Genomic DNA, 20,223 nt, shown 5'->3' with positions numbered 1-20,223 from the left:
TCAATCATTTACATATCCACACGACGCAAAGTAGTTGGAACATTCGTGTGGTGTAAACACATCGAGCAGCTTGCCGATCTCCGTCCAGAGAGCTTCTACGGTTCGTTTTGCGGCCTTGCGCAATAGGGCCTTGAGCTTGGAGAACATTTTTTCGATGGGATTGAGGTCGGGCGAGTACGGTGGCAGGTAGCGGAGCGTAGCGCCTACGGCTTCGATGGCCTCCCTGACACCGACGACCTTGTGGCATGACAGGTTGTCGGCGACCACGATGTCGCCGGACCGCAGCGTGGGGCATAGGCACGTTTCGATGTAGGCGAGAAACGCGACACCGTTCATTGGACCATCGAGCACTAGCGGCGCGGTAATCGCATCGTGACGCAAGCCGGCAATGAACGTGGTCGTCTTCCAGTGGCCGTAGGGCGCAGAAGCGACACANCGCTGCCCTCGTGGCGAACGGCCCCGCAACCGGGTCATGCACGTGGTGGTAGCCGTTTCATCCAGGAAAACCAACCGACCTCGACTCCATTGCGGCTGGTCGCGCCTCCATTCAGTCCTTGCCTGCTGCACGTCCGCGCGCGACTGCTCGCTGGCGTGCAGGGTTTTTTTTAAAGCTCAAACCCCACTTGTTGAGCTGATGCCACAGCGCCGGCACCTTGATCTCAATGCCCTCCGCAGCCAGACGATCACTCAACTCCGCCAACGTCAGATCCGGCGTCTTTTCAATCCACCCGCGAATCACCGTTTCCTTGTGCGCAATCCGCGAGCGCCGATGACCTCCCACCGGCAAGCTTTGACGCTTTCCCTCTTTTTCCCAGCGTTGGCGCACCTGGTACACCCACAGGCGGCTCACTTCGTAGCGCCTGGCAATCGCTGACGGGCCTTCGCCTCGCTCCAATGCACCCAAAACTCGATCACGCAGGTCTTGCGAATACGCATGCATGTTCGTCTCCTCCTCGACGCCGGAGGGTACATTACATGTTGTATATGTTTAAATCAAAAATGCTCTAGGATGCACGAAGTGGAGAATAGTTCAGAGCATCCCTGGCGCTTTAATTTCAGCCAAATAGTCCGAAGGCCGCCAAAATGCTCACTGTGAATCCACATATTACAGCAGGTATGACTATCGACCTTTTCTTTCTGCCAACCACCCCCAACACGCCACAAAGAATAATTATTACTGGAAAATACTTTTCCATATGTTGATTCTCTTAGTTAGCAATGAAAGGCAGGCCACAAAAGTGACCTGCTATCTATAGTAGATTAGTTACAAACAATCATGCCAAATGCGCCGCCAACCGCAAGACCAAACGATGAACCGCCAAATGCGCCAATGCCTGCGCCAAGAAAGGCACCGGCTACGCCACCGGTAACTCCACCTACTATCGCGTACACACCAATGCACTGATTGGTAGTCATTGATCCAGAAACCAATTCAACCTCGTTGATTGTCAGCTCTTGCATAATCATGCTCCGTTTTTAGCATCAGGGATGTTCATTAGCCGCCCTGATTCCGACTTCTTTCGAAAAACTACCAGGGTGAGTTTTCGATGATCCTTATCTTTTTATTTTCAATCAATGCGACATTATTGGCCACCCTGATCGTTTCACTTCGGTGTGCAATCACGACTCGCGTGACGGAAAATTGTTTGATCGCGTCGTTAATCGCTTTCTCGCGTTGCATATCCAAATGACTCGTCGCTTCGTCCAACACCAGAAGTTGTGGGCTTCGATATAGTGCTCGCGCCAGGATTAAGCGCTGCTTCTGACCACCCGATAAGCTAGACCCCATATCACCCACAAGGCTCTGGTAGCCCATCGGCATCGCCATGATGTCGTCGTGAATTGCCGCAATGCGGGCTGCCGCTTCGACTTCGGCGGGCATAGCCTCTTGATCGAAGAAACTGATGTTGTCGGTAATCGCACCGGCAAAGAGCTGATCGTCCTGCATCACCGCACCAATCCATTGGCGATACGTATCCAGGCCCAGCTTGCGGATGTCGATACCGCCATACAGCACCTCACCTTCGGTGGGTTCCAATAGACCCAGCACGAGCTTTGCCAGCGTGCTTTTGCCGCAACCGCTCGGACCAACGATCGCAACCGATTCACCCGCTTCGACGTGTAGGTTGCAGTGCTTAAAAATCCACGGCTCGCCCTCGTCATAGCGAAAGCTGACGTTGCGCATTTCAATACTGGCTTCCGGAATTGGTCCGCTCCATGCGGTGCCCGCCATTTTCTCCGGAGCCGTCAATGCGATATCCGCTACGCGCTCGGCGTGCAGCTTGAGCATGCGGAAGTCAACCCATTTATCGATCAGCCCGGCTGCACGCGTAATGAACTGATCGGCATAGGCGATAAAAGCAATCAACATGCCCGCTGAGAAATTGTTATTCAGCGCTAGCGTGGCCGCGATCCAGATCAGTACCACGCGACCGATACCGAACATCAGCTGATTACTGAGCGTGAACGCGATACTCAGTCGCTCGATGCCGATGTCACGATTGGCGGTGGAGACGGCGGCATTGACGTAGCGTAGCAGCCGCTCGTTCTGCTTATTCGCCAGTTTTATCGGCATGGCGCCACGGATGGATTCCAGCAGTTCGCTTTGTTGCCGTGCGGCGCAGACGATCTGATCCTCATTAGCGCGGCGCAGTGGGTTGAAGAAACCCCAGCGAAACAACCCGTAGACGACAAATAATCCAGACACTAGCAGTGTCAACCGCACGCTGTAGAATGCCATTACCATCAGGGTAACCAGCGACATCAGACCATCGAGCAGTGAGCCGACGAACTGTGTCGTGAGGGTTCGCTGGATAGTTTGGATGGAGCCAAAGCGGGACACCACATCACCGACTTGCCGCTTTTCATACCAATCCAGCGGCAAGCGCATCAAATGGCTGAATAAATTACTGGTCCATTGCACATTGAGCGTGGCGCCCAACCACGTCACGGCCCACGAACGGGCGGCGGTGATTAGCGCTGAGAAAATTGTGATGCCGAGGAAGCCCAACCCCAACAAGGTCAGCAGATCGTGATCCGCCGCCACCAGCACCTGATCCAGCACCCATTGCAGATAGAACGGGCCGGCGAGGACGAACACTTCGAGCGCGAGTGCTAGCAGTAGGATTTGTGTTAACGCCGGAATGAGGCCGCGCACGCGCCCGGTCAACGCGCGAAGCGATACTGCCTGCCTTGCTTGCACGCGGGAGAAGTCGGCACCCGGAGTCAGTTCCAGCGCGACACCCGTGAAATGATCGGATACCTCCCGGATACGGAGCTTGCGAACACCACGCCCTGGATCGTGGACGATGACGCTGCCCCGCACCACACGCTTGAGCACTACGAAATGGTTGAGGTCCCAATGCAAAACGCACGGCATGCGCAGCTCGCTCAGGTGATCGAGATCGAGCTTTAGCGGACGGCACGTGAATCCCAACTGCCCAGCCATCGCCATAAGACGCGAAAGCGTCACTCCTTTAAGGGAGGAGGAAAAGCGACGACGCAAGTCGGCAAGGTCAATATCGTGACCGTGATAACTCGCGATCATGGCAAGACAGGCAAGGCCGCATTCGGCTGCTTCCGTTTGCAGCACCATCGGCAACCGTGGTGACCAGCCGAATTGCAACCGTACCTGTATTCCTTTGCTAGTCAAATGGCTGTTCCACGACGTACCGTCAGCCATGCGCGCCCCACATCAGATGATGCGCCATGCCATAAAGCGGCTCAAATACCCATTCGAGCAGGGTGCGTTCCTCCATCAGGACGTCTGCATCCACGGCCATACCCGGCTTGACGGCTTCCGGCTTGCCGTAGGCCAGCACCTGCTGATGGTCGAGAGAAACCTGCACGCGGTAAAGCGGCTCTTGGGTTTGCTTGTCAACCAACGCTTGTACCTCGGCGGGCGTCAATGCGCTACGCGAGACATCGACCACCCGGCCGTACTGCTGGCCGAACTTTTGATAGGGAAAGGCCTGGTAGCGCAATACCACGCGGCAGCCGGGCTCGATAAAGCCCACCGCACGCGAAGGCACCAGTAATTGCGCTTGCAGGACCGAGCCGGCGGGTAACAGCGAGAGGATCGATTGCCCGGCGGCCACCATCTGGCCTTCTTTGAACAGCACCGCCGAGACTACACCGTCGCGTGGCGCTCGCAACACGACAGCGCGCTGCATTTCGTTCTGCGCCGCCGACTGATCGATCTCGGCCAATTGTCGCTCGGTGTCGTTGCGTTTGATCTTCGCATCCAGGGGGAGTTGCATCAATTCCTGCTGCGTAGCGTCCAGTTGCTGACGAGTGTCTAACTGCTGGCGCAGCAACGACTTATATTGCCCCTGAGCATTGAAGGCTGTGGTCTGTTGCTGTTGGATGGCCAGTGCTGACACATAACCTTTGGCACCCAGCGGCTGGATGCGCTCTAAGAGTTCCTCGGCACCTTCGGCTTCTCTTTTCTGGATCACCAGCTGACCGTTGATCTGCTCCAGCTGCGCACGCAATAAAGAAGCTTTGTCGCGTAACGCAACAGCTTGCTGGGCGGTGAGTTGCTGCTGGGTATGCAAGTCGGCTTGCAAGCGTGCACGCTGTACATCTAGCTGTTGACCGACTAGCGCATGCGTGTCGCCAAGCATGGCGCTGTCCTGCTCACTAGAGATTTCGATCAGGGGATCACCCCGACGCACCGTTTGGCCGTCAATTATCCATACATGAGTGACTATGCCGGCATTTGCAGCTGACAGGTTAAGCAGCCCAGCAGTGGGCACCAGTTGCCCGATAACGGTTTCGCGACGCGTGTAATGGCCGAAGACCAGAAACAACACCAGAGCGGATGCCAACGCCAACACAAAGGAGGTCAACAGCCAACGCGACAGCGGCACTGCGACAAGCGTGGTCCCCAGCCATTCCCCACGCCGCGCCTCTATCACTTCTTGCCGAAACAGGCTTGTCGACGTCATGCGTACCTCCCTGGCATAGAACGCCCTCGCTCCAATCACCTTTGCCAAGGTCGACGCTATAAGGCACTGGGGCATCGTTGCAATCAGAGTTTTCCCAAAAACTCCGTTTTTTCCCTCCGATCCACGTAACAACAGGAAACCTGATTAGCCCAACGCTCAGCCAAAAATCGCGTGATATAAGACGTTTTTACGATTACTTTGACGCTGTCCGTAACGAGGAGTGGCGTCATGGCGATCAATCCGGCGCAGCTTCAAAATGGTTTGTCGATGGTCGAGTTTGTTGCGCAGTATGGCACCCAAGCGAATTGCTGCCGTGTACTGTATCGAGCCCGCTGGCCGCAGGACTTCCGCTGCCCGATGTGCGCGAACCGAACGCGCTCGCACTTTCGTCGCATCACATATCCACCCGACGATATGTCAACGACACAAGTTCATCTCAATCTTTAAAGAAAGATCGATGTGAAGAAGAAACACACGCCACAGGTCGCCTGCCTCGACGGAGCTGGTAGCCACGCATAAAAATCCAGCCTGGTCAGCGAGCGACCAGAATAACAGCAACACTGGTGTAAGCAGGATTTACTATTTTGGAGCTGCAGCGCATAGGCTCTCATGTCATAGAGTAAGCGCATCAAGCAGTCCGAATGGATGGTTGACAGCGTGCGTTGCGCGATGTCGCGGATGAAATCGAAATAGTCCCAATCGGCATCCCAAGATCCTAATGTTCACCACAAATTTCCGTTAGGTAACCGATAGAGAGCATGTATCAGTAGGTTCTCTCGCACGCGCACACGTGCCGACTTATTAAATCCCGCCATTAGTCAAGCGCTCCCTAACAGGATGCTCAATCGCAGGTACGCACGCCAAGCCATCGCGCCACCAGCGTATCGACGCTCGCTTTGCCGGGGCCCGCGATCAGCAACCACAGGAAGATCAGCGTATAGATCACTTCGTCGGCTTCGACGTAATCGTCCAGGCCCATCAGATTGCTCGATACCACCAGCGTGACCGCCACGATCATGTTGATGATCATCGGAATGGTCACCAGCCGCGTAAACAGACCGAGCATCAGCAGTAACCCGCCGACCAATTCCGTCCACGCTGACAGGGTCGCGCTGAAGGCGGGAAACGGAATGTGCCAGCCGATGAAGCGTTGGGTAAATCCATCCAGGTTATGCACTTTGGCAATGCCGGTCTCCAGCCAGAAGTAGCCGAACACCAGCCGCATGACCAACGGTCCGAGCCAGCGCCAGCGATGCAGAAGGTCGAGCAGGCGCGAAGCCTTTGCCGCCACGAATTGATGCATTGCACATATTCCTTGGGATGAAGTGGGCGCATGATGCGCGGGCGTCCCCATCGCTGCCATGCCCGAGCGTCCATGCTTTCTTGCTCGCGATCCGGCTCTCCACATGGCCGGCACAGGCCGGACGATCGGGCATAAAAGCGGGATGCTCGGGCGCAGTCGCCGGCGTGTCGCAGCAGCACAATCGATCCCGTCGAGACCGCTAACGGACGAGACATGCCAGCCGCTTCGCGGCAATCACTTTTTTGGAGTCCCAACTATGAACGTCAAGACAGTCAATGCCAGCGCGATGGCCGTCATGGTGGCCGGCCTGTTCGCCGCCGCCGCCGTCTCCGCCGCACCGATCGGCACTCCCGCCGGCGACACCGCCATGGTCAAGTGCGTGAACTCTTCGTCCTGCAAAGGCCAGGGTGCCTGCAAACAGGCCAGCAATGCGTGCAAGGGCCAGAACGCATGCAAGGGCGAAGGCTTTACCATGCAAAAGACCCAGGCCGATTGCAACGCCGCACAAGCCGCCGTCAAGAAGTGATCGACCTTGCGGGGCGCGCGCCGACGCACGCGCCCCGCTTGTTACCGCTCAGGACAAAAAACAACGCCATGCCTGCGATAAATACGGACGCATTGCCTTACCTCGGTTACGGCCTTGGCCTGCGCACGGAGCATTACGAAGCATTGCTCGCAGATCCGGCCGGAGTCGAGTGGCTGGAGATCGTTTCGGAAAACTACATGGTCGATGGCGGCCTGCCACTAGTGTGGCTCGAGCGCTTCCGTCAACGGTTTCCGCTGGTGATGCACGGCGTATCGCTATCGATCGGCAGTACCGATCCGCTGGACGAAGCGTATCTTGCCCGGCTTGCCGCACTGGCCAGGCGCATCGAACCGGCCTGGGTATCGGACCACCTGTGCTGGACCGGCGTACAGGGCGTGAATCTGCACGACCTGATGCCGCTGCCTTATACCGAAGAAGCGCTGCAGCATGTCGTGGACCGGATACGGCGCGTGCAGGACATACTCAAGCGGCGCATCCTGCTGGAGAACGTCTCCAGCTACGTCAGCTTCGCCGCTTCGCAATTGCGCGAAGGGGAGTTTCTGGCCGAAGTGGCCCAGCGCGCGGACTGCCTGCTCCTGCTCGATATCAATAACGTATACGTCAGCGCGATAAATCATGGGTTTTCGGCGCTGGACTACCTGCGCGATCTTCCCCCTTCGCGTATCCAGCAATTCCATCTCGCCGGCTACGAACAAGGCGACCGGCTGATTATCGACACCCACGATGCGCCGGTCTCCAGCGCCGTGTGGGAGCTTTACCAGGAAGCCGTGCGTCGCTTTGGCCGCGTGTCGACCATGATCGAGCGCGACGATCACTTTCCGCCGCTCGCGGAGCTGATAAGCGAACTGGGACATGCCCGCGCCCTGGCCGAACCACTGCTACGGAATGCGGCATGAATTCTCTACGGGACATCCAGCAGCACATGCTGCAGGCGGTCACCCATGCAAAAGCACCGGTGTTGCCGCAGATACGCAGCGACGCCATTGCCGATGCAACCAGCCGTATGGACGTCTATCGGCATGGTTACCGTACTCGCCTGCGCGACGCCCTGAACAACGAATTCGCCGGCCTGCGCTGCATGGCCGGACGTCATTTCAACGCGCTGCTGGACGCCTATGCCGAGGCGCATCCGTCGCAGCACTACAACATCCGATGGCATGGCGCCGGCCTCGCTGCCTTCCTCGATCGTGCCCGACCCTGGTGCGGCAAGCCGCAACTGGCCGAGATGGCACGCCTGGACTGGGCCATTTCCACTGCGTTCGATGCGGCGGACCAACCGACGGCGAGCCTTGCGGAATTGGCCGCCGTTCCTCCGCAAGCGTGGGCTGGCCTCAGACTGGAGATGCAGGACAACCTCCAATGGCTCGACTGCCGCTACAACGTCGATGCGTTCCGCCGCGCGGCAGACCGTGGCGAGGCACGTCCCCGCCTGCGCCGCTTGGCCCGATCACGCTACATGATGATCTGGCGCCACGCCATGACCGTGCACTACCGGCGGCTGGACCACGACGAAACACCCGTGCTGCGCGCTGCCGTGCAAGGCGAATCCTTTGCCTCGCTGTGTGCAAAGCTGGCCCAAGTCCATGGCGAGGCCACCGCTGCGCCACGTATGGTGGCATGGCTGCGCACCTGGCTGGACGCCGGCCTGGTTCGCGGCTGGAGGACGGATTGACGGCGGCCTGGTCCGCCCACCCCGCGGCTCGGTCCGCTCGATGTAACCGTGGCAACGCTTCCCGCGAATAACTGGCACAGAGCCTAGTCATGGAAGCGTTGCCCATGTATGTCGAGCACCATCCCGTTCTCGCCGACCGCCCTCGCTTGACGAGCGTCGAACCGGCCCTGGAATCCCTGCTCAATCAGTCGATGCTACGCATCGATGCCGTCGCCGACATGCATCGCTGCGGCACCTGGTTCATGGACGAGCCCCGCTACCCGTGCGGACTCTTCCATCTGGTCGGCGTTGGACATTGCACCGTCGAAAGCGCGGCGCTTGCCACGCCCCTGCAGCTGGAAACCGGTGACCTGATCGTGTTTCCGCATGGCGACGCCCATCGCCTGAGCGCATCGATGCAGGATGAGGCGGCCTTATCCACCAGCCTGATCTGTGGGGAACTGCGCTTTAGCAGCCATGCATACCATCCGCTGAGCCATGCGCTGCCAAGCTGTTTCGTGGTCCGCGCCGCCCAGGCCGCTCCGATTTTTCGCAATTTGTCGATGATGATGGTCGAGGTCGTCAACTCCGGCCTGCCCGGCCGCCAGTTGCTGTTGAACAAACTCGCCGACACTTTGTTTTCGCTTGCGGTGTGCGACTACGCCAATCGCAACAGTGATCGGCGCGGCCTGTTCGCCGCGCTGGCCGATACCCGCATCTGCAAGGTATTGCAGGCAGTACACGAAAGTCCCGGACATCCCTGGACCATGCAGAGCATGGCCTCGCTCGCCTGTATGTCGCGCTCCGCCTTCGCCGAGCGCTTTGCGCAACTGATGAAAATGCCGCCCATGCAGTACGTCACGCAATGGCGGGTCAACGTGGCGGAACGGCTGCTGCGCGACCGGCAATTATCGGTGGCCGCGATCGCCGGCCAGTTGGGTTATGGCAGCGAAGCCGCGTTCCGCCGCCTCTTCAAGCGGGTCAGCGGCATCTGTCCCGGACGGATCCGCGCCGGCGGCGAAACGCCCGTCCTGAACTAAAATCCTGCCTTCGGACCGTCCGCGACGAGCAGGCGGCCCGGAGCGGAGCCGGGGTCCGCTCGCCACTCGCCTATAGTCGCGGAATGAATCATGGCATCATCTGTCGCAGCGCAGCCAAGAGCTCCGCTCCAAGGCAGGCCTGCCGCATTGAACGATCTGGTGTGTCCATCCGGCGGGCCCATTCCACGGCGTGGCATGGCAGGAGATCGACCGAATGGCATCCTTTCGAAGCGGCAGGAGCGGCGAGGCCACACGGCCGGCACCATCCGCCCTCGCACGTCGCGTCCGCAGCGGCGCCGGCCCGATGGCGGCGCGCAACCTGCACGGACACGTGGTACAGATGCTCGGACAGCGCATCATCAGCGGCGAACTGAAGCAGGGTGAAGTGCTGCCGCCGGAAGCGACCATGGCCGACGACATGGAAGTGAGTCGCACTTCGCTGCGCGAAGCCATGAAAGTTCTTTCGGCCAAGGGGCTGATCGAGGCGCGCCCGAAAGTTGGCACCCGGGTGCGCGACGCGCGCTTCTGGAACCAGCTGGATGCCGACGTGCTTGCCTGGCGTTGCAGCTCCATGCCTACCGCCGATTTCGTGCAGAAGCTTTCCGAGATGCGCGAGATCATCGAGCCGGCCGCCGCGGCGAGCGCTGCGCGGCATCGCACGGCATCGCAGCTCAAGCGCATGCAGGTTGCCTTCGAAGGCATGGAAGCGGCGCCCGATCCGGAAGCCTGGACCAGCGCCGATCTCGATTTCCACGAAGCGATCCTGGCCGCCACCGGCAACGAATTGCTGATCTCGCTGTTTTCGGTGATCGAAACGGCGCTCAGCAGCTATTTCACACTATCGGCGCGCACCACCGCCAACTTCAAGTACTCGCTGCCGCAGCATCGCGCGGTGCTGGTGGCGATCCGCGACAAGCATCCGGATACCGCGCACAAAGCCATGCTCAAGGTCATCGCCGACACCCGCGAGAACCTGAGCAACAAGCGTCGCGGCAAGAGCTGAAGTTTTTTTGCCGCCATCCTGCGCAAGGCCGAACGGCAGCAAGCCAGCATCGTGATCAGCGTGCCGGATCGAACTCGATATAGTCCAGGTCATAAACGTGTTCCGCGCCGTCCACCACGATCGTGTTGTCGCCGTCGCGCAGGTTGACGTTCACGTCCATGAAGCTCCAGCCGCTATCGCCATCCGCCTTGCTGCTGCCCGTCGCCATCGCGGCGCCATTCACGCTAATGCGCGGCGTGGCCGGCAGGCCCAGATCGGTATAACGCAGGCGCAGCACATGCGCGCCGCCGCGATCACGATGGACATCGAAAGTGAGCTTGCCATAGGGCGCCGCCGCGATGCGCGCCATGCGCCGGTTGGACGCATGCTGGCTGCCGATCACCGTCGCATTCGTGCGCGCCGCATCTTCGGCCTCATAACGATTGAAGTTCAGCGGCGCATCCGCGTAGAGGATAACGTTGTAGGCCGCCTTCCACCCCTGCTCCAGGATCGGCGATGCCGACGACGTGATGTGCAGGAAGCTGCCGTCCTTCTGCTGCACCAAGGCCTGGGTCCAGCCGGCATGGATGTTGCCGGTGATTTTCTGCACCGGTGCCGGCACTTCCCACCACGGTCCGCGTCCGCCATCGTTGTTCCAGTAGAAGCTGCGCCCGGCGGCATCGCCGTTGCCGCCGGCACGCTCGCCGGTAACCACGATTACGCCCTGCGCCCCGCCGACCGGGAACCAGCTCACCACCGGACAAGCCGCCGGCCACGCGCCGCCCTCGGTCTGCACCGGCGTGCCATGGTCAGCCGGATCGCCGAAATGCAAGCCATCGGCACCGAATTTCAAATGGATCTGGCCATTGTTCGGACCATCGATATCTTCATAGTTGATCACGTAGCGCTGGTCCGGAAGCCGCGCGACCACCGCCATGCCAGGGCGCTCCATCCCGCCCGGCATCGCCACATCGGCAACCTCTTCGCCCCAGGTGCGGCCGCCATCGGTCGACAGCTTGTGCGCCAGAATCTGGTTGAAGCCTTTATCTTTGTGTTGCTCGCTCGAGTAATACGCAATCATCCGGCCATCGTCGAGAATGTGGATATTCGGCTCCCACACCCCATGGTTGTCCTTGTCTTCCGGATGGCCGCCGCCGCGCACGATCGAGCCGCGGTAATGCCAGCTCTTGCCCAAGTCGGTCGAGGCATACAGCTGCAGGTCTTCTTCGACCACATGGCCCTTGGCGTCGTTGCGCGTGGCGTTGGCGGCAAGCAGCAAGGTACCTTTCTTCAGGTCGCCGCTGTCGCGCGTCATTTCAGAGATGTTCGGCTGCCAGCGTAGCTGCCATGCGTGATCGCCGGCGTGCTCCTGGTCGGTAACATTCAGCATGAAATGCCAGGTCTTGCCCGCATCATCGCTCGCATACAAGGGCACGCCCGCTACGCCGTTTTGCTCGAACGCCAGCAGCAGGCGCCCGTTCGCGTCTGCATCGGATGGCTGCTCCAGTCTCGCAACGGATGCATAACCGGTGCCCTTGGCAAGGAATTGCCCGACCGCAACATCCGGCGGCACATCCTGCGCAAGTGCACAAGCCAGCGGCAGCGCGCCGGCGCCGATGCAGAGGTAGCGCATGGCATGGCGGCGCAATGTTCGATTGGTCATAACGATCCTCGCTGCACAAAAAGAGAAAAAGCCGGGCTGGAAAAAAGAGGGTGGGATCAACCCGGCCTTGGGGAAACGTGAGCGCCACATTCATTGGTTACGCGGGTTATCGATGTGAGCTGCGGCGTCATCGCAGCCCACGAGCGCGAGCGGAACCGCATCGGCCATAGCGCGATAGCCAGTGTCGTTCGGATGGATATGATCGCCGCTGTCATAACGCGCCTGCATGCGTGCAGGCTGCATTCCATCGCGCATCACCGCATCGAAGTCGATCACCGCGTCGTAGGGCGCTTCATGACGAATCCATGCGTTGATCATCTGCCTAGCCGCTTCGCCTTGCGGCGTATAGGCACCTTGCGTGCCCTCGAAGGGCAACAGCGTCGCGCCATAGACACGCACACCGCTTGCCTTGAGACGCGCGGCGATAGCTTGCAGCGCGGCAATCACCGGTTCTGCCATCACCTTCGCATCGGGCAATGGTTTATTGGCATTGCGTGCGGCCAACGTCGGCTCGCCGATGTCATTGATGCCACCGAACACGAAAACATACCGCAAGCCGGGCACGTCGAGCACGTCGTAGGAAAGGCGATCCCGCATGCTGTCACCCTGGCCAAAATTGCCCAGGCCCGCGGCCACCTGATTGCCATCGATGCCGGCACTTAATACGGATCTTGCGCAATCGGCATGGCGCAAACGTTCCGCCAGCTGTTCGGGATAACTGTGACCCGGTAATGCGTGGTAGCCGTTGGTGATCGAATCGCCCAGTAGCACGATCGCTTGTGTCTGTCGTCCAGCGAAGACGTCGATGCGGGTCAGCCAGTCATAACCCGGTGCCGACTGGGCGTCGGCGAAGCGCGGATCCTCGCTGTGGTCGCCCGGCGCCGACAGGCTTTGTTGGTAGCGCGTATCGGTATGCCATGACGCGGGTTCGACGTTTTCTGGCACGTAAAGGCTGATTGCAAGACGCTCACCCGACACCGCCTTCATGCGTATGGGGTCGCTATCGATCGCGCCTCCCGGCGGCAGCACGAATTGGAGTTTGCCGCGGTAGGTCACGACGCTCAACGACGAGGGATCGATAGCGTCGTTACCGCTCGTCGAAGCGCGCGCGATGGTCACATGGCCAAAGTGCACGGCTTGTTTGCCGTAGCGATTGTCCAGGTGAATGCGCAACAGATTTCCGCTTGCGTCGATGCGCACGAACTCGCGCACGGTTTGCACATGCAACGGCGGATTGCCGGGTGGCCGACGTAATTGGATGTTCGGTTCTATCGGCGCGCGCAAGGCAGCCGCGCTCCAGGCGCCCACCCAGTGCCCCGGCTCGGCCGCCCGAACAGCCGCGCCGCCATGGGGCAGCAGACCAACGATAAGCAAGAACAGGACGCCAACGTAGCGCGACATCGAAGCTGCTCCAAGAAAAGAAAGCCACGCACGGCGATAGCCAAAACGTGCGATCCTCATCAACGCACTTTCTGGAAGTTTCATGCGCAAATTAGCGTGCCGGCACCGCGTCTTCGCCGGACGGTGAAGGTAGCGCAATGCCAGGGTCGACGGGCGTTCCGAGTATCGGGGCGCCTAGCGCATCAAAGTGCATCGGTTGCATGCGGATGTCACGGCACGCATATGCGGACTTGCAGTCCAGGCGATCGATGGCGTGATACACATTCCACATCTGCCGGCCATCCGGCGATGGCACGAACACCACCGAACCCGGCCCATACACCTTGCCGTGATGATCGAAAATCGGTCCTGATTTATGCCACGCGGAAGCATTGAGCGGATCGGCGCCCGCGTCGAGCGAAAGCAGGCCGACGGCATAATCGTCCGGCGCCCAGCTCGCGCTTCCCGAATAGGTAATATACGTGCGTCCCGCACGGCTATAGCCGACTGGCCCCTCCTGAATTGGTTTGCCGCGCTCTTCCCACGATCGATCGGGCGTCGAAAGATAGACGGCCGTGCCGGCCACGTGCAGCGCATCGGCCATCGCTGCCAGGCAAATACGCTGCGGAAAAGTACCGTCGACGAAGTTCGTGCAGGACCAGGTCAGATACAGCTTGCCGTTCGACGCGATGAATACATTCGGATCGATGCCCCAGCGGGCGGGCGTCATCGCAAGTTGACCATGCGGGAGCCCGGTGTCGCCTTCGCTGAAATGGCTTAGCGCTTCGCCCTTCTCGTCTGCACTCAATACAAACAACCGATGATGGTTGTTGTTGCCACTATCGTCAGCAGCGTAGTAGATGTACCAGCGGCCGTTGACGAAATGCAGTTCCGGCGCCCAGATGTCGCGGCCGTTCGGATCGGTGTCGCGCGCATGCTTCCACACGCCGATCCATGGCGCGCCCGCCAATCCGGTCAGTGTGCGCGAGCGTTTGACGCAGATATCCGCGACCCCGCAACCGGAACCGCTGTAGTAGTACATACCGCCGACATACGTGACCCACGGATCCTGACTCTTGAACGTGGGATTGGTGAACGTGGTCGCGGCATGCGCGCCAGCCACGCCGAGTGCGCTCAGTACGACGAAAGCCACCTTGCGTATCGGCAAGTGCTTCATGGAACCATCCTCCTTTGCAAAAAGACGCCCGTGCAGCGAGGGTCTGCACGGGCGCAGCGGGGATTACATCTTGAAGCGCACGCCCAGACCATAGGTACGGTCCGTGTAGCGCAAATCCTGCGGCAGCGCGGTACCCGGGCCGGCATACGAGTGGAACTTCGCACCTAACAGGTTGGTCGCGTTGACCACTACGGTGAAGTACTTGTTGATGTCATAGCCGATCGACAGGTCGACCTCGTTGGCCGGATCATCGTTGAGGCTCTGGTTGTGCCCGATGATGCTGGACGAAGACAAGAACGCTTCGGAGTAACGACTGCGGTAGCTGTACGCCAGGCGCGCCGACCAACCGTACTTCTCATACATCGCGACGATGTTGTAGTTGTCTTTGGACACGTTCTGGAACGGTGCGGTGATGAAGCCCGTGCCGTCTTCCGCCGGCGTCTTCAGCGAACCGTCGATATAGGTGAAGTTGAGCTGCATGCCCAGGCCATTCCACGCGCCAGGCAGGAAGCTGAAGAACTGCGTGTAAGCCAGCTCCGTGCCTTCCAGGTGACCGGAACCCGAGCTTTGCGGGCTGGAGATCAGGTAGGTGGTGCCGTTGATGTTCTGCAGCGAGCTGTAGGTTTCGATGTAGCCGGTGATGTCGTGATAGAACACGCCGCCAGTCAGCGAACCCACGTCGCTGAAGTACCACTCCAGCGTGCCGTCGTAGCTGTTGGACTTGATCGGTTTCAGATAGGCGTTGCCGCCGCTGCCCTCGGCGATCACGTTGGCGGTGGCCGGGCTCAGCGTCAACGACGGGTTGAGGCTGGCGAAGTCCGGATATTCCAGCGTCTTGCCGGCTGACAAGCGCATCTGCAGCGTATCGGTGAAGTGCAAATTAAAGGTGGCATTCGGTAGCGCGACGTGCTGGCTGGTGTTGATGCCCAGCGGCGAATACACCGAGTCGGACGTGTCATAGCTGTACGCACTGAGTTGGCGCTCGACCTTCTCCAGGCGCACGCCGAGGATGCCGTCATAACTGATGTCACCGAAGCTGCCGCCATAGTTGCCTTCGCCATACACCGAGTAGGTTTTCTCGTTGATCTTGAAGTACTGGCCGTCTTCGGGCGGCAAGTTGCCATCGGGCAGGCCGTAGAAGTTGCGCAGTGCGTTCTTGTTGTTGACCAGGTAGTTGTAGCAACCGGTGAGCGCACCGGCCGGAAGGGCGCTCGTGCTCGGCACGTTGCAGAAATACGAAGCACCGAACAGGTTGACGACGTTATTGGCAGGGTTCGGCGCACCGTCGGGCAAGTTGGAACCTCCTGGAGGGGCCTGGTCGAAGGAAGCACCGGTCTGCTGCGTGGTGGTGTTGGCGTAGCGCACACCGAAGTTGACCGAGTTGAGCCAGCTCGAACCGAAGTCATACGAACCATCGGCACGCCATGCGGTCTGCACGGCCCGGTTGTCGGTCCATGCCTGGTACAGGCCGTTGAGGTAGTAGTTGTTGGGATTGTTCTGGGGATTGCCGACCAGGCTCCAGCTATGCGGATAGCTGTAGGTGGTGGTCAGCGGGTTGGTATACGTATCGAGGAAGGTATCGATGACGAAATCTTCGTTGTAATAGCTCGACGCATTGCGCGTCAGGTCGGTCGACAGCTTGAGGTCGTCGCCCTTCCACTTCAGGCCGATGGCGTTCTGGATATTGTGACCCCAGTCCTGATGCGCCTGGGTGCTGGTGGCGGTGTAGTAGTTGCCCGTGTAGCTGGCAGCGGTCACCGGGCAGATGGTCTGGCCGTAGTAAGGCGAGCCGAGCAAGCCGACCGGGAAGCAGGCGCTGTTGTTGGTCTGCACGTAGCTGGGCGCGACCACATTTTGCGGGCCAGTAAAGTAGAACGGCTGGTTGTACTCGTCGTGCAGCCAGGTATACAGGCCTTCCACGTAAACCTCGGTTTGGTCGTTCGGCTTCCACTGCAGCGCGTAGTTGGCTTCCGGACGCTTGCGATAACCGATGTTGTAGTCGGCGCCGTACTGGTTATTGCCGACCACCAGGTCGCCATTCGAATTGCGGACCGGGTTGCCCTTGCCGTCGGTCAGCACGCTGGTGAGGTTGGAGTCGACATAAGGCGCGCTGTAGCTGTAGTGATCGGTCTGGATGCCGCCGCCGAGCAACGCGCCGAAATCGCCGTAATCACCGTGCCAGCGATCGCTGACCAGAAAGCTGCCATTGGGATCGGTGTGCGCGCCGTACTTGGAGTTGGTGTCGGTATAGGTTGCCGATGCTTTGAAGCCATCGAAATCGAGCGGACGGAAGGTGCGGATATCCACCGTGCCGGCGATGCCGCCGGTAATCATGCTGGCGGTCGTCGACTTGTAGACGTCCAGGCCGCTCACCGCGGTGGCCGGCAAATCCTGGAAGGAGAATTCGCGGCCGTTGGAACCGAAGATCTCGCGACCATTGAGCGTGGTCACCGCATTGGGCAGGCCACGGATCACCACGGTGGCGGTTTCGCTTTGGAAGTCCGGCGCAACCTGCACGCCGGTTACGCGCTGCAATGCGTCGGCGACGCTGTTGTCCGGCAACTTGCCGATGTCTTCGGCGACGATCGAGTCAACGACCATCGTCGAGTTTTCCTTGATCGACTGGGCGCTGCGCAAGCTGTCCTGCAACGGGGTGACGACCACACCCTGCAAGGTCTTCGCCGTTGCTTCCGTGGGTTGCGAGCTGCCCGCCTGAGGCGCCGGCTTGTCTTTCTTGCCGGGCGGCGTGGTCGTGCTCGTCGACGTGGACCGCGTGGTGTCCGACGTCGTTGTTTGTGGTGTCGACGCTTGCGCCACAGCCGTAGTCTGCGCGGCTGCGGATGTCGTGTCGGCGAAAGCCGGTGCCAGCGACGATGCGATCGCCGTGGCGAGCAGCGTCATGGTGCAAGTCATAAACGTATTGCGCTTCATGTTCTTCTCCCCTCCTCTAGTACCGCCCGCCGCTGAGTCGACTGTATTCGGCATGCATGGATGTAAGTTTAAAAGCCGATTTGCTATTTGTCCTACTATATGATCAGAGCCATCTGGTGAAGCCAAAAGGCCGCGCCAGTGCGGCCTTTTGTGTGATGAACAACAACCTCAGTCGCCTGCGAAATCGCAATACATGGATCGACTCCGATTCATGTCACTGCACCGCCGCGGCCGCGACGGGAAACGTGACCGCGCTGTCGGGCACGACACCTTTTGGCGCACCGCTCAGCGCGCGGAAGATGTCCGCTTCGCGTTGGCGATAAGGCTTGCCGTCGGCCTGCAACAGGTCATGGAACCAGATCACCGGCGGCTGCAAAGTATATGGCCGCTGCCAGGAGTCCCAGGGAAAGATCGTCTGTGTCTTGCCCGACACGAAGCCCCAGTTGACCATGCCCACATCGAGCTTCTTGCCCAGCGGCAATACGCCATCCACGGTGGAACCGGCGCTGCGCGCCATGTATTCGGTACAGATCAGCGGCCGTCCATACGTGCGCAACTGGTTTACGCGACGCAGGAACTCTTCCGGAAAATCGTAGTCGTGGAAGCTGATGATGTCCGATTGCGTCAGCTGGGTACGCTCGACGGCATTGAGTGCGGATAGTTTCGACCAGTCGGCGTCGTGCCATAGGCCGCTGGTCAACGGCTGCACCGGATGCTGGCTGCGCGCCCAGGCGAACACTTGCGGCAACAGTTGCGCCACGCGCTGGAACTTGTCCTTGGGTTCTTCCGCGGCGTAATTGCCGCCACCCTCGTTATCCGGCTCGTTCCACACATCCCAGGCCAGCACGCGGTCGTCGTGCGCAAAGCTGCCGACAATATCTTTGACGTAGGCTTCCAGCTGCGGATAGCGCGAGGGATCGTCGAGTATCCTGGTGCCCGGCGCCTGCACCCAGCCGGAGTTATGCACGCCCGGTATCGGCGGATGCTGCGGGCCGAGCGCCGGATCGGGATCCCAGCATGAATCGAACAGCACGAAGATCGGCTTGATGTGGTGACGGGCGGCAATCGCCAGGAACTGATCGATGCGCTGCTTGAAGCCCTGCTTGTCCTGGTCCCACAACATGTCGTGCAGGAACACGCGCATGGTGGTCATGCCCAGGCCCTGGGCCCAGCCCAGCTCCTGGTCGATGCGTGCCGGGTCGAACGTGGCGGCCTGCCACATCTCCAGCTCATTGATGGCGTCGGATGGAATGTAGTTGCTGCCGACTGGCCATGGCTGTTGCGCGTACCACGCCTTGGCTTTCGCCGCACTCCAGGGCTGCGAATCGGCGGCGTGCGACACCGCAGCCCCCATTGCCATCGCCACAACCAGCCAGCCTGCCCATCGCGTTTGCTTCATGGTTCAACTCACCCTTGACCTGTCTGATCGGTATATCGAACTACTTCGCCATCGCGCCATCGACGCCGAAGCGATAGATGATCGTGTTGCGATACGTTTCGCCGGGCGCCAGCCGCGCGGAGCCGAAATCCGGATGGTTCGGCGTATCCGGGAACAACTGCGGTTCCAGCACGAATGCATCGCCCTGGCGGTAAATGTGGTGATCCTTGCCGACCGTGGTGCCGTCGAGGAAATTGCCCGAATAGAATTGCAAGCCCGGCTTGCTCGACCACAGCGTCATCACGCGCCCGGAACGCGGATCCTCCACCCGCGCCACCACCCGCGCCTCCGCTTCCTTGCGGCTGATCACCCAATTCATGTCGTAGCCATGGCCGAACAGCAATTGCTGCGAGCGGCCGTCGCGGATATCGCGGCCGATCGGCTTTGCCATGCGAAAGTCATACGGCGTACCCGCCACCGGCACGACCTGCCCATTCGGAATCGAGGTCGCATCCACCGGCGTGATGGCATCGCCCGGAATCATCAGCAAGTGATCCATCACCGTACCGGAACCTTCGCCGCCCAGGTTCCAATAGGTGTGGTTGGAAAGATTGACGATGGTCGGCTTGTCGGTGGTGGCGACGTAGGCGATCTTCAGCTGGTTGTCGTCGCTCAGCGCATAGGTCGCCTTGATGGTGACATTGCCCGGATAACCCTGGTCGCCATCGGGGCTGCTGTATTGCATCGTCACGCTGGCGACCGCCCCCTGCTTGACGTCGACGACCTTCCACACCTGCATGTCCAGGCCCTTGACGCCGCCATGCAGCGAGTTGGGACCGTCGTTGAGGGTGAGGTGGTAGGCCTTGCCGTCCAGCGGGAACGTGCCATGCGCGATGCGATTGGCGTAGCGGCCGACGGTAGCGCCGAAATACTGGCGACGATCCAGATAGCCTTGCAGGGTGTCGTAGCCAAGCACGACGTCAGCCAGCTTGCCGTTGCGATCGGGCACCAGCAACGACTGCAGCGAAGCGCCATACGTCATCACGCGCGCACGCATGCCGTGGCTGTTGGTCAGCGTCACGATATCGATGTTCTGGCCATCTGCGGCATGGCCGAATGACGCGCGGGTCGCCTGGGCGGCCATCGACGCAAACGGCAACATCGCTGTGGTTGCCATAAAGAGAGAGCCAAGCAGGACGGCGTGTTTCATCAAAACAAATCC

General features: G+C 60.0%; 17 protein-coding genes. 6 read left to right on the top strand and 11 right to left on the bottom strand.

Annotated features, from left to right (window positions below; translation table 11 throughout):
• From ISP15_RS16950 to ISP15_RS16935, 4 genes are all read right to left on the bottom strand, one after another.
• Positions 1 to 940 (bottom strand): IS630 family transposase gene (locus tag ISP15_RS16950; RefSeq protein ID WP_404548981.1). Its coding sequence is split into 2 segments (ribosomal slippage): positions 1 to 607 and positions 606 to 940, totalling 942 coding nucleotides; the frame shifts between segments, so codons are not numbered across the junction.
• A gap of 320 nt (positions 941 to 1,260) precedes the next feature.
• The gene (locus ISP15_RS16945; protein WP_404548980.1) at positions 1,261 to 1,461 is read right to left on the bottom strand and encodes a hypothetical protein; all 201 of its coding nucleotides are present in this window, start codon (positions 1,459 to 1,461) and stop codon (positions 1,261 to 1,263) included.
• A 67-nt stretch (positions 1,462 to 1,528) separates the two neighbouring features.
• On the bottom strand, positions 1,529 to 3,682 hold the full coding sequence (locus ISP15_RS16940) for a peptidase domain-containing ABC transporter (RefSeq protein ID WP_404548978.1): 2,154 nt from the start codon (positions 3,680 to 3,682) through the stop codon (positions 1,529 to 1,531).
• Entirely contained in the window at positions 3,675 to 4,949 is a 1,275-nt protein-coding gene (locus ISP15_RS16935) for an HlyD family secretion protein (protein WP_404548977.1), read from the bottom strand. Before ISP15_RS16935 ends, ISP15_RS16940 begins: the two co-directional genes overlap by 8 nt.
• 228 nt (positions 4,950 to 5,177) lie before the next feature.
• Here ISP15_RS16935 and ISP15_RS16930 point away from each other — a divergent pair, with 228 nt between their 5' ends.
• Positions 5,178 to 5,396, top strand: a complete 219-nt coding sequence (locus ISP15_RS16930; RefSeq protein WP_404548975.1) for a transposase — start codon at positions 5,178 to 5,180, stop codon at positions 5,394 to 5,396.
• A 394-nt stretch (positions 5,397 to 5,790) separates the two neighbouring features.
• On the opposite strand, the gene ISP15_RS16925 is transcribed toward ISP15_RS16930, so the two are convergent.
• A complete protein-coding gene (locus tag ISP15_RS16925) occupies positions 5,791 to 6,252 on the bottom strand; it encodes a DoxX family protein (RefSeq protein WP_404548973.1) in 462 nt (153 codons plus the stop codon).
• A gap of 256 nt (positions 6,253 to 6,508) precedes the next feature.
• Here ISP15_RS16925 and bufA2 point away from each other — a divergent pair, with 256 nt between their 5' ends.
• The 5 genes from bufA2 to ISP15_RS16900 all read left to right on the top strand — a co-directional run bounded on the left by bufA2 (position 6,509) and on the right by ISP15_RS16900 (position 10,493).
• Positions 6,509 to 6,778: a BufA2 family periplasmic bufferin-type metallophore gene (gene bufA2, locus ISP15_RS16920; protein WP_404548971.1), complete on the top strand. Its 270-nt coding sequence runs from the start codon at positions 6,509 to 6,511 to the stop codon at positions 6,776 to 6,778.
• Between the two features lie 68 nt (positions 6,779 to 6,846).
• Entirely contained in the window at positions 6,847 to 7,695 is an 849-nt protein-coding gene (gene bufB / locus ISP15_RS16915) for an MNIO family bufferin maturase (protein WP_404548969.1), read from the top strand.
• The gene (locus tag ISP15_RS16910) at positions 7,692 to 8,471 is read left to right on the top strand and encodes an HvfC/BufC family peptide modification chaperone (protein WP_404548968.1); all 780 of its coding nucleotides are present in this window, start codon (positions 7,692 to 7,694) and stop codon (positions 8,469 to 8,471) included. Before bufB ends, ISP15_RS16910 begins: the two co-directional genes overlap by 4 nt.
• Before the next feature lie 89 nt (positions 8,472 to 8,560).
• Positions 8,561 to 9,490, top strand: coding sequence for an AraC family transcriptional regulator (locus tag ISP15_RS16905; RefSeq protein WP_404548966.1), 930 nt, complete (start codon positions 8,561 to 8,563; stop codon positions 9,488 to 9,490).
• Positions 9,491 to 9,704: 214 nt separating this feature from the next.
• A complete protein-coding gene (locus ISP15_RS16900) occupies positions 9,705 to 10,493 on the top strand; it encodes a FadR/GntR family transcriptional regulator (RefSeq protein WP_404548965.1) in 789 nt (262 codons plus the stop codon).
• A 55-nt stretch (positions 10,494 to 10,548) separates the two neighbouring features.
• Here the strand turns inward: ISP15_RS16900 and ISP15_RS16895 are convergent, their stop codons facing one another.
• From ISP15_RS16895 to ISP15_RS16870, 6 genes are all read right to left on the bottom strand, one after another.
• A complete protein-coding gene (locus ISP15_RS16895) occupies positions 10,549 to 12,135 on the bottom strand; it encodes an exo-alpha-sialidase (RefSeq protein ID WP_404548963.1) in 1,587 nt (528 codons plus the stop codon).
• A 90-nt stretch (positions 12,136 to 12,225) separates the two neighbouring features.
• Positions 12,226 to 13,536, bottom strand: coding sequence for a GDSL-type esterase/lipase family protein (locus ISP15_RS16890; protein ID WP_404548962.1), 1,311 nt, complete (start codon positions 13,534 to 13,536; stop codon positions 12,226 to 12,228).
• A 91-nt stretch (positions 13,537 to 13,627) separates the two neighbouring features.
• The gene (locus ISP15_RS16885) at positions 13,628 to 14,692 is read right to left on the bottom strand and encodes a glycoside hydrolase family 43 protein (protein WP_404548960.1); all 1,065 of its coding nucleotides are present in this window, start codon (positions 14,690 to 14,692) and stop codon (positions 13,628 to 13,630) included.
• Between the two features lie 63 nt (positions 14,693 to 14,755).
• Positions 14,756 to 17,623 (bottom strand): TonB-dependent receptor, encoded by a 2,868-nt coding sequence (locus ISP15_RS16880; RefSeq protein ID WP_404548959.1) that lies wholly within the window; start codon positions 17,621 to 17,623, stop codon positions 14,756 to 14,758.
• Between the two features lie 214 nt (positions 17,624 to 17,837).
• Positions 17,838 to 19,022, bottom strand: coding sequence for a glycoside hydrolase 5 family protein (locus tag ISP15_RS16875; protein ID WP_404548958.1), 1,185 nt, complete (start codon positions 19,020 to 19,022; stop codon positions 17,838 to 17,840).
• 40 nt (positions 19,023 to 19,062) lie between these two features.
• Entirely contained in the window at positions 19,063 to 20,211 is a 1,149-nt protein-coding gene (locus ISP15_RS16870) for an aldose epimerase family protein (RefSeq protein ID WP_404548957.1), read from the bottom strand.
• Positions 20,212 to 20,223 lie beyond the last annotated feature (12 nt).

This window comes from Dyella jejuensis (assembly GCF_044904675.1).
GTDB classification, from domain to species: Bacteria; Pseudomonadota; Gammaproteobacteria; order Xanthomonadales; family Rhodanobacteraceae; genus Dyella_B; species Dyella_B jejuensis.
The sequence above is the reverse complement of the archived record's forward strand: the minus strand, read 5'-3'. Positions and strand labels throughout refer to the sequence as shown.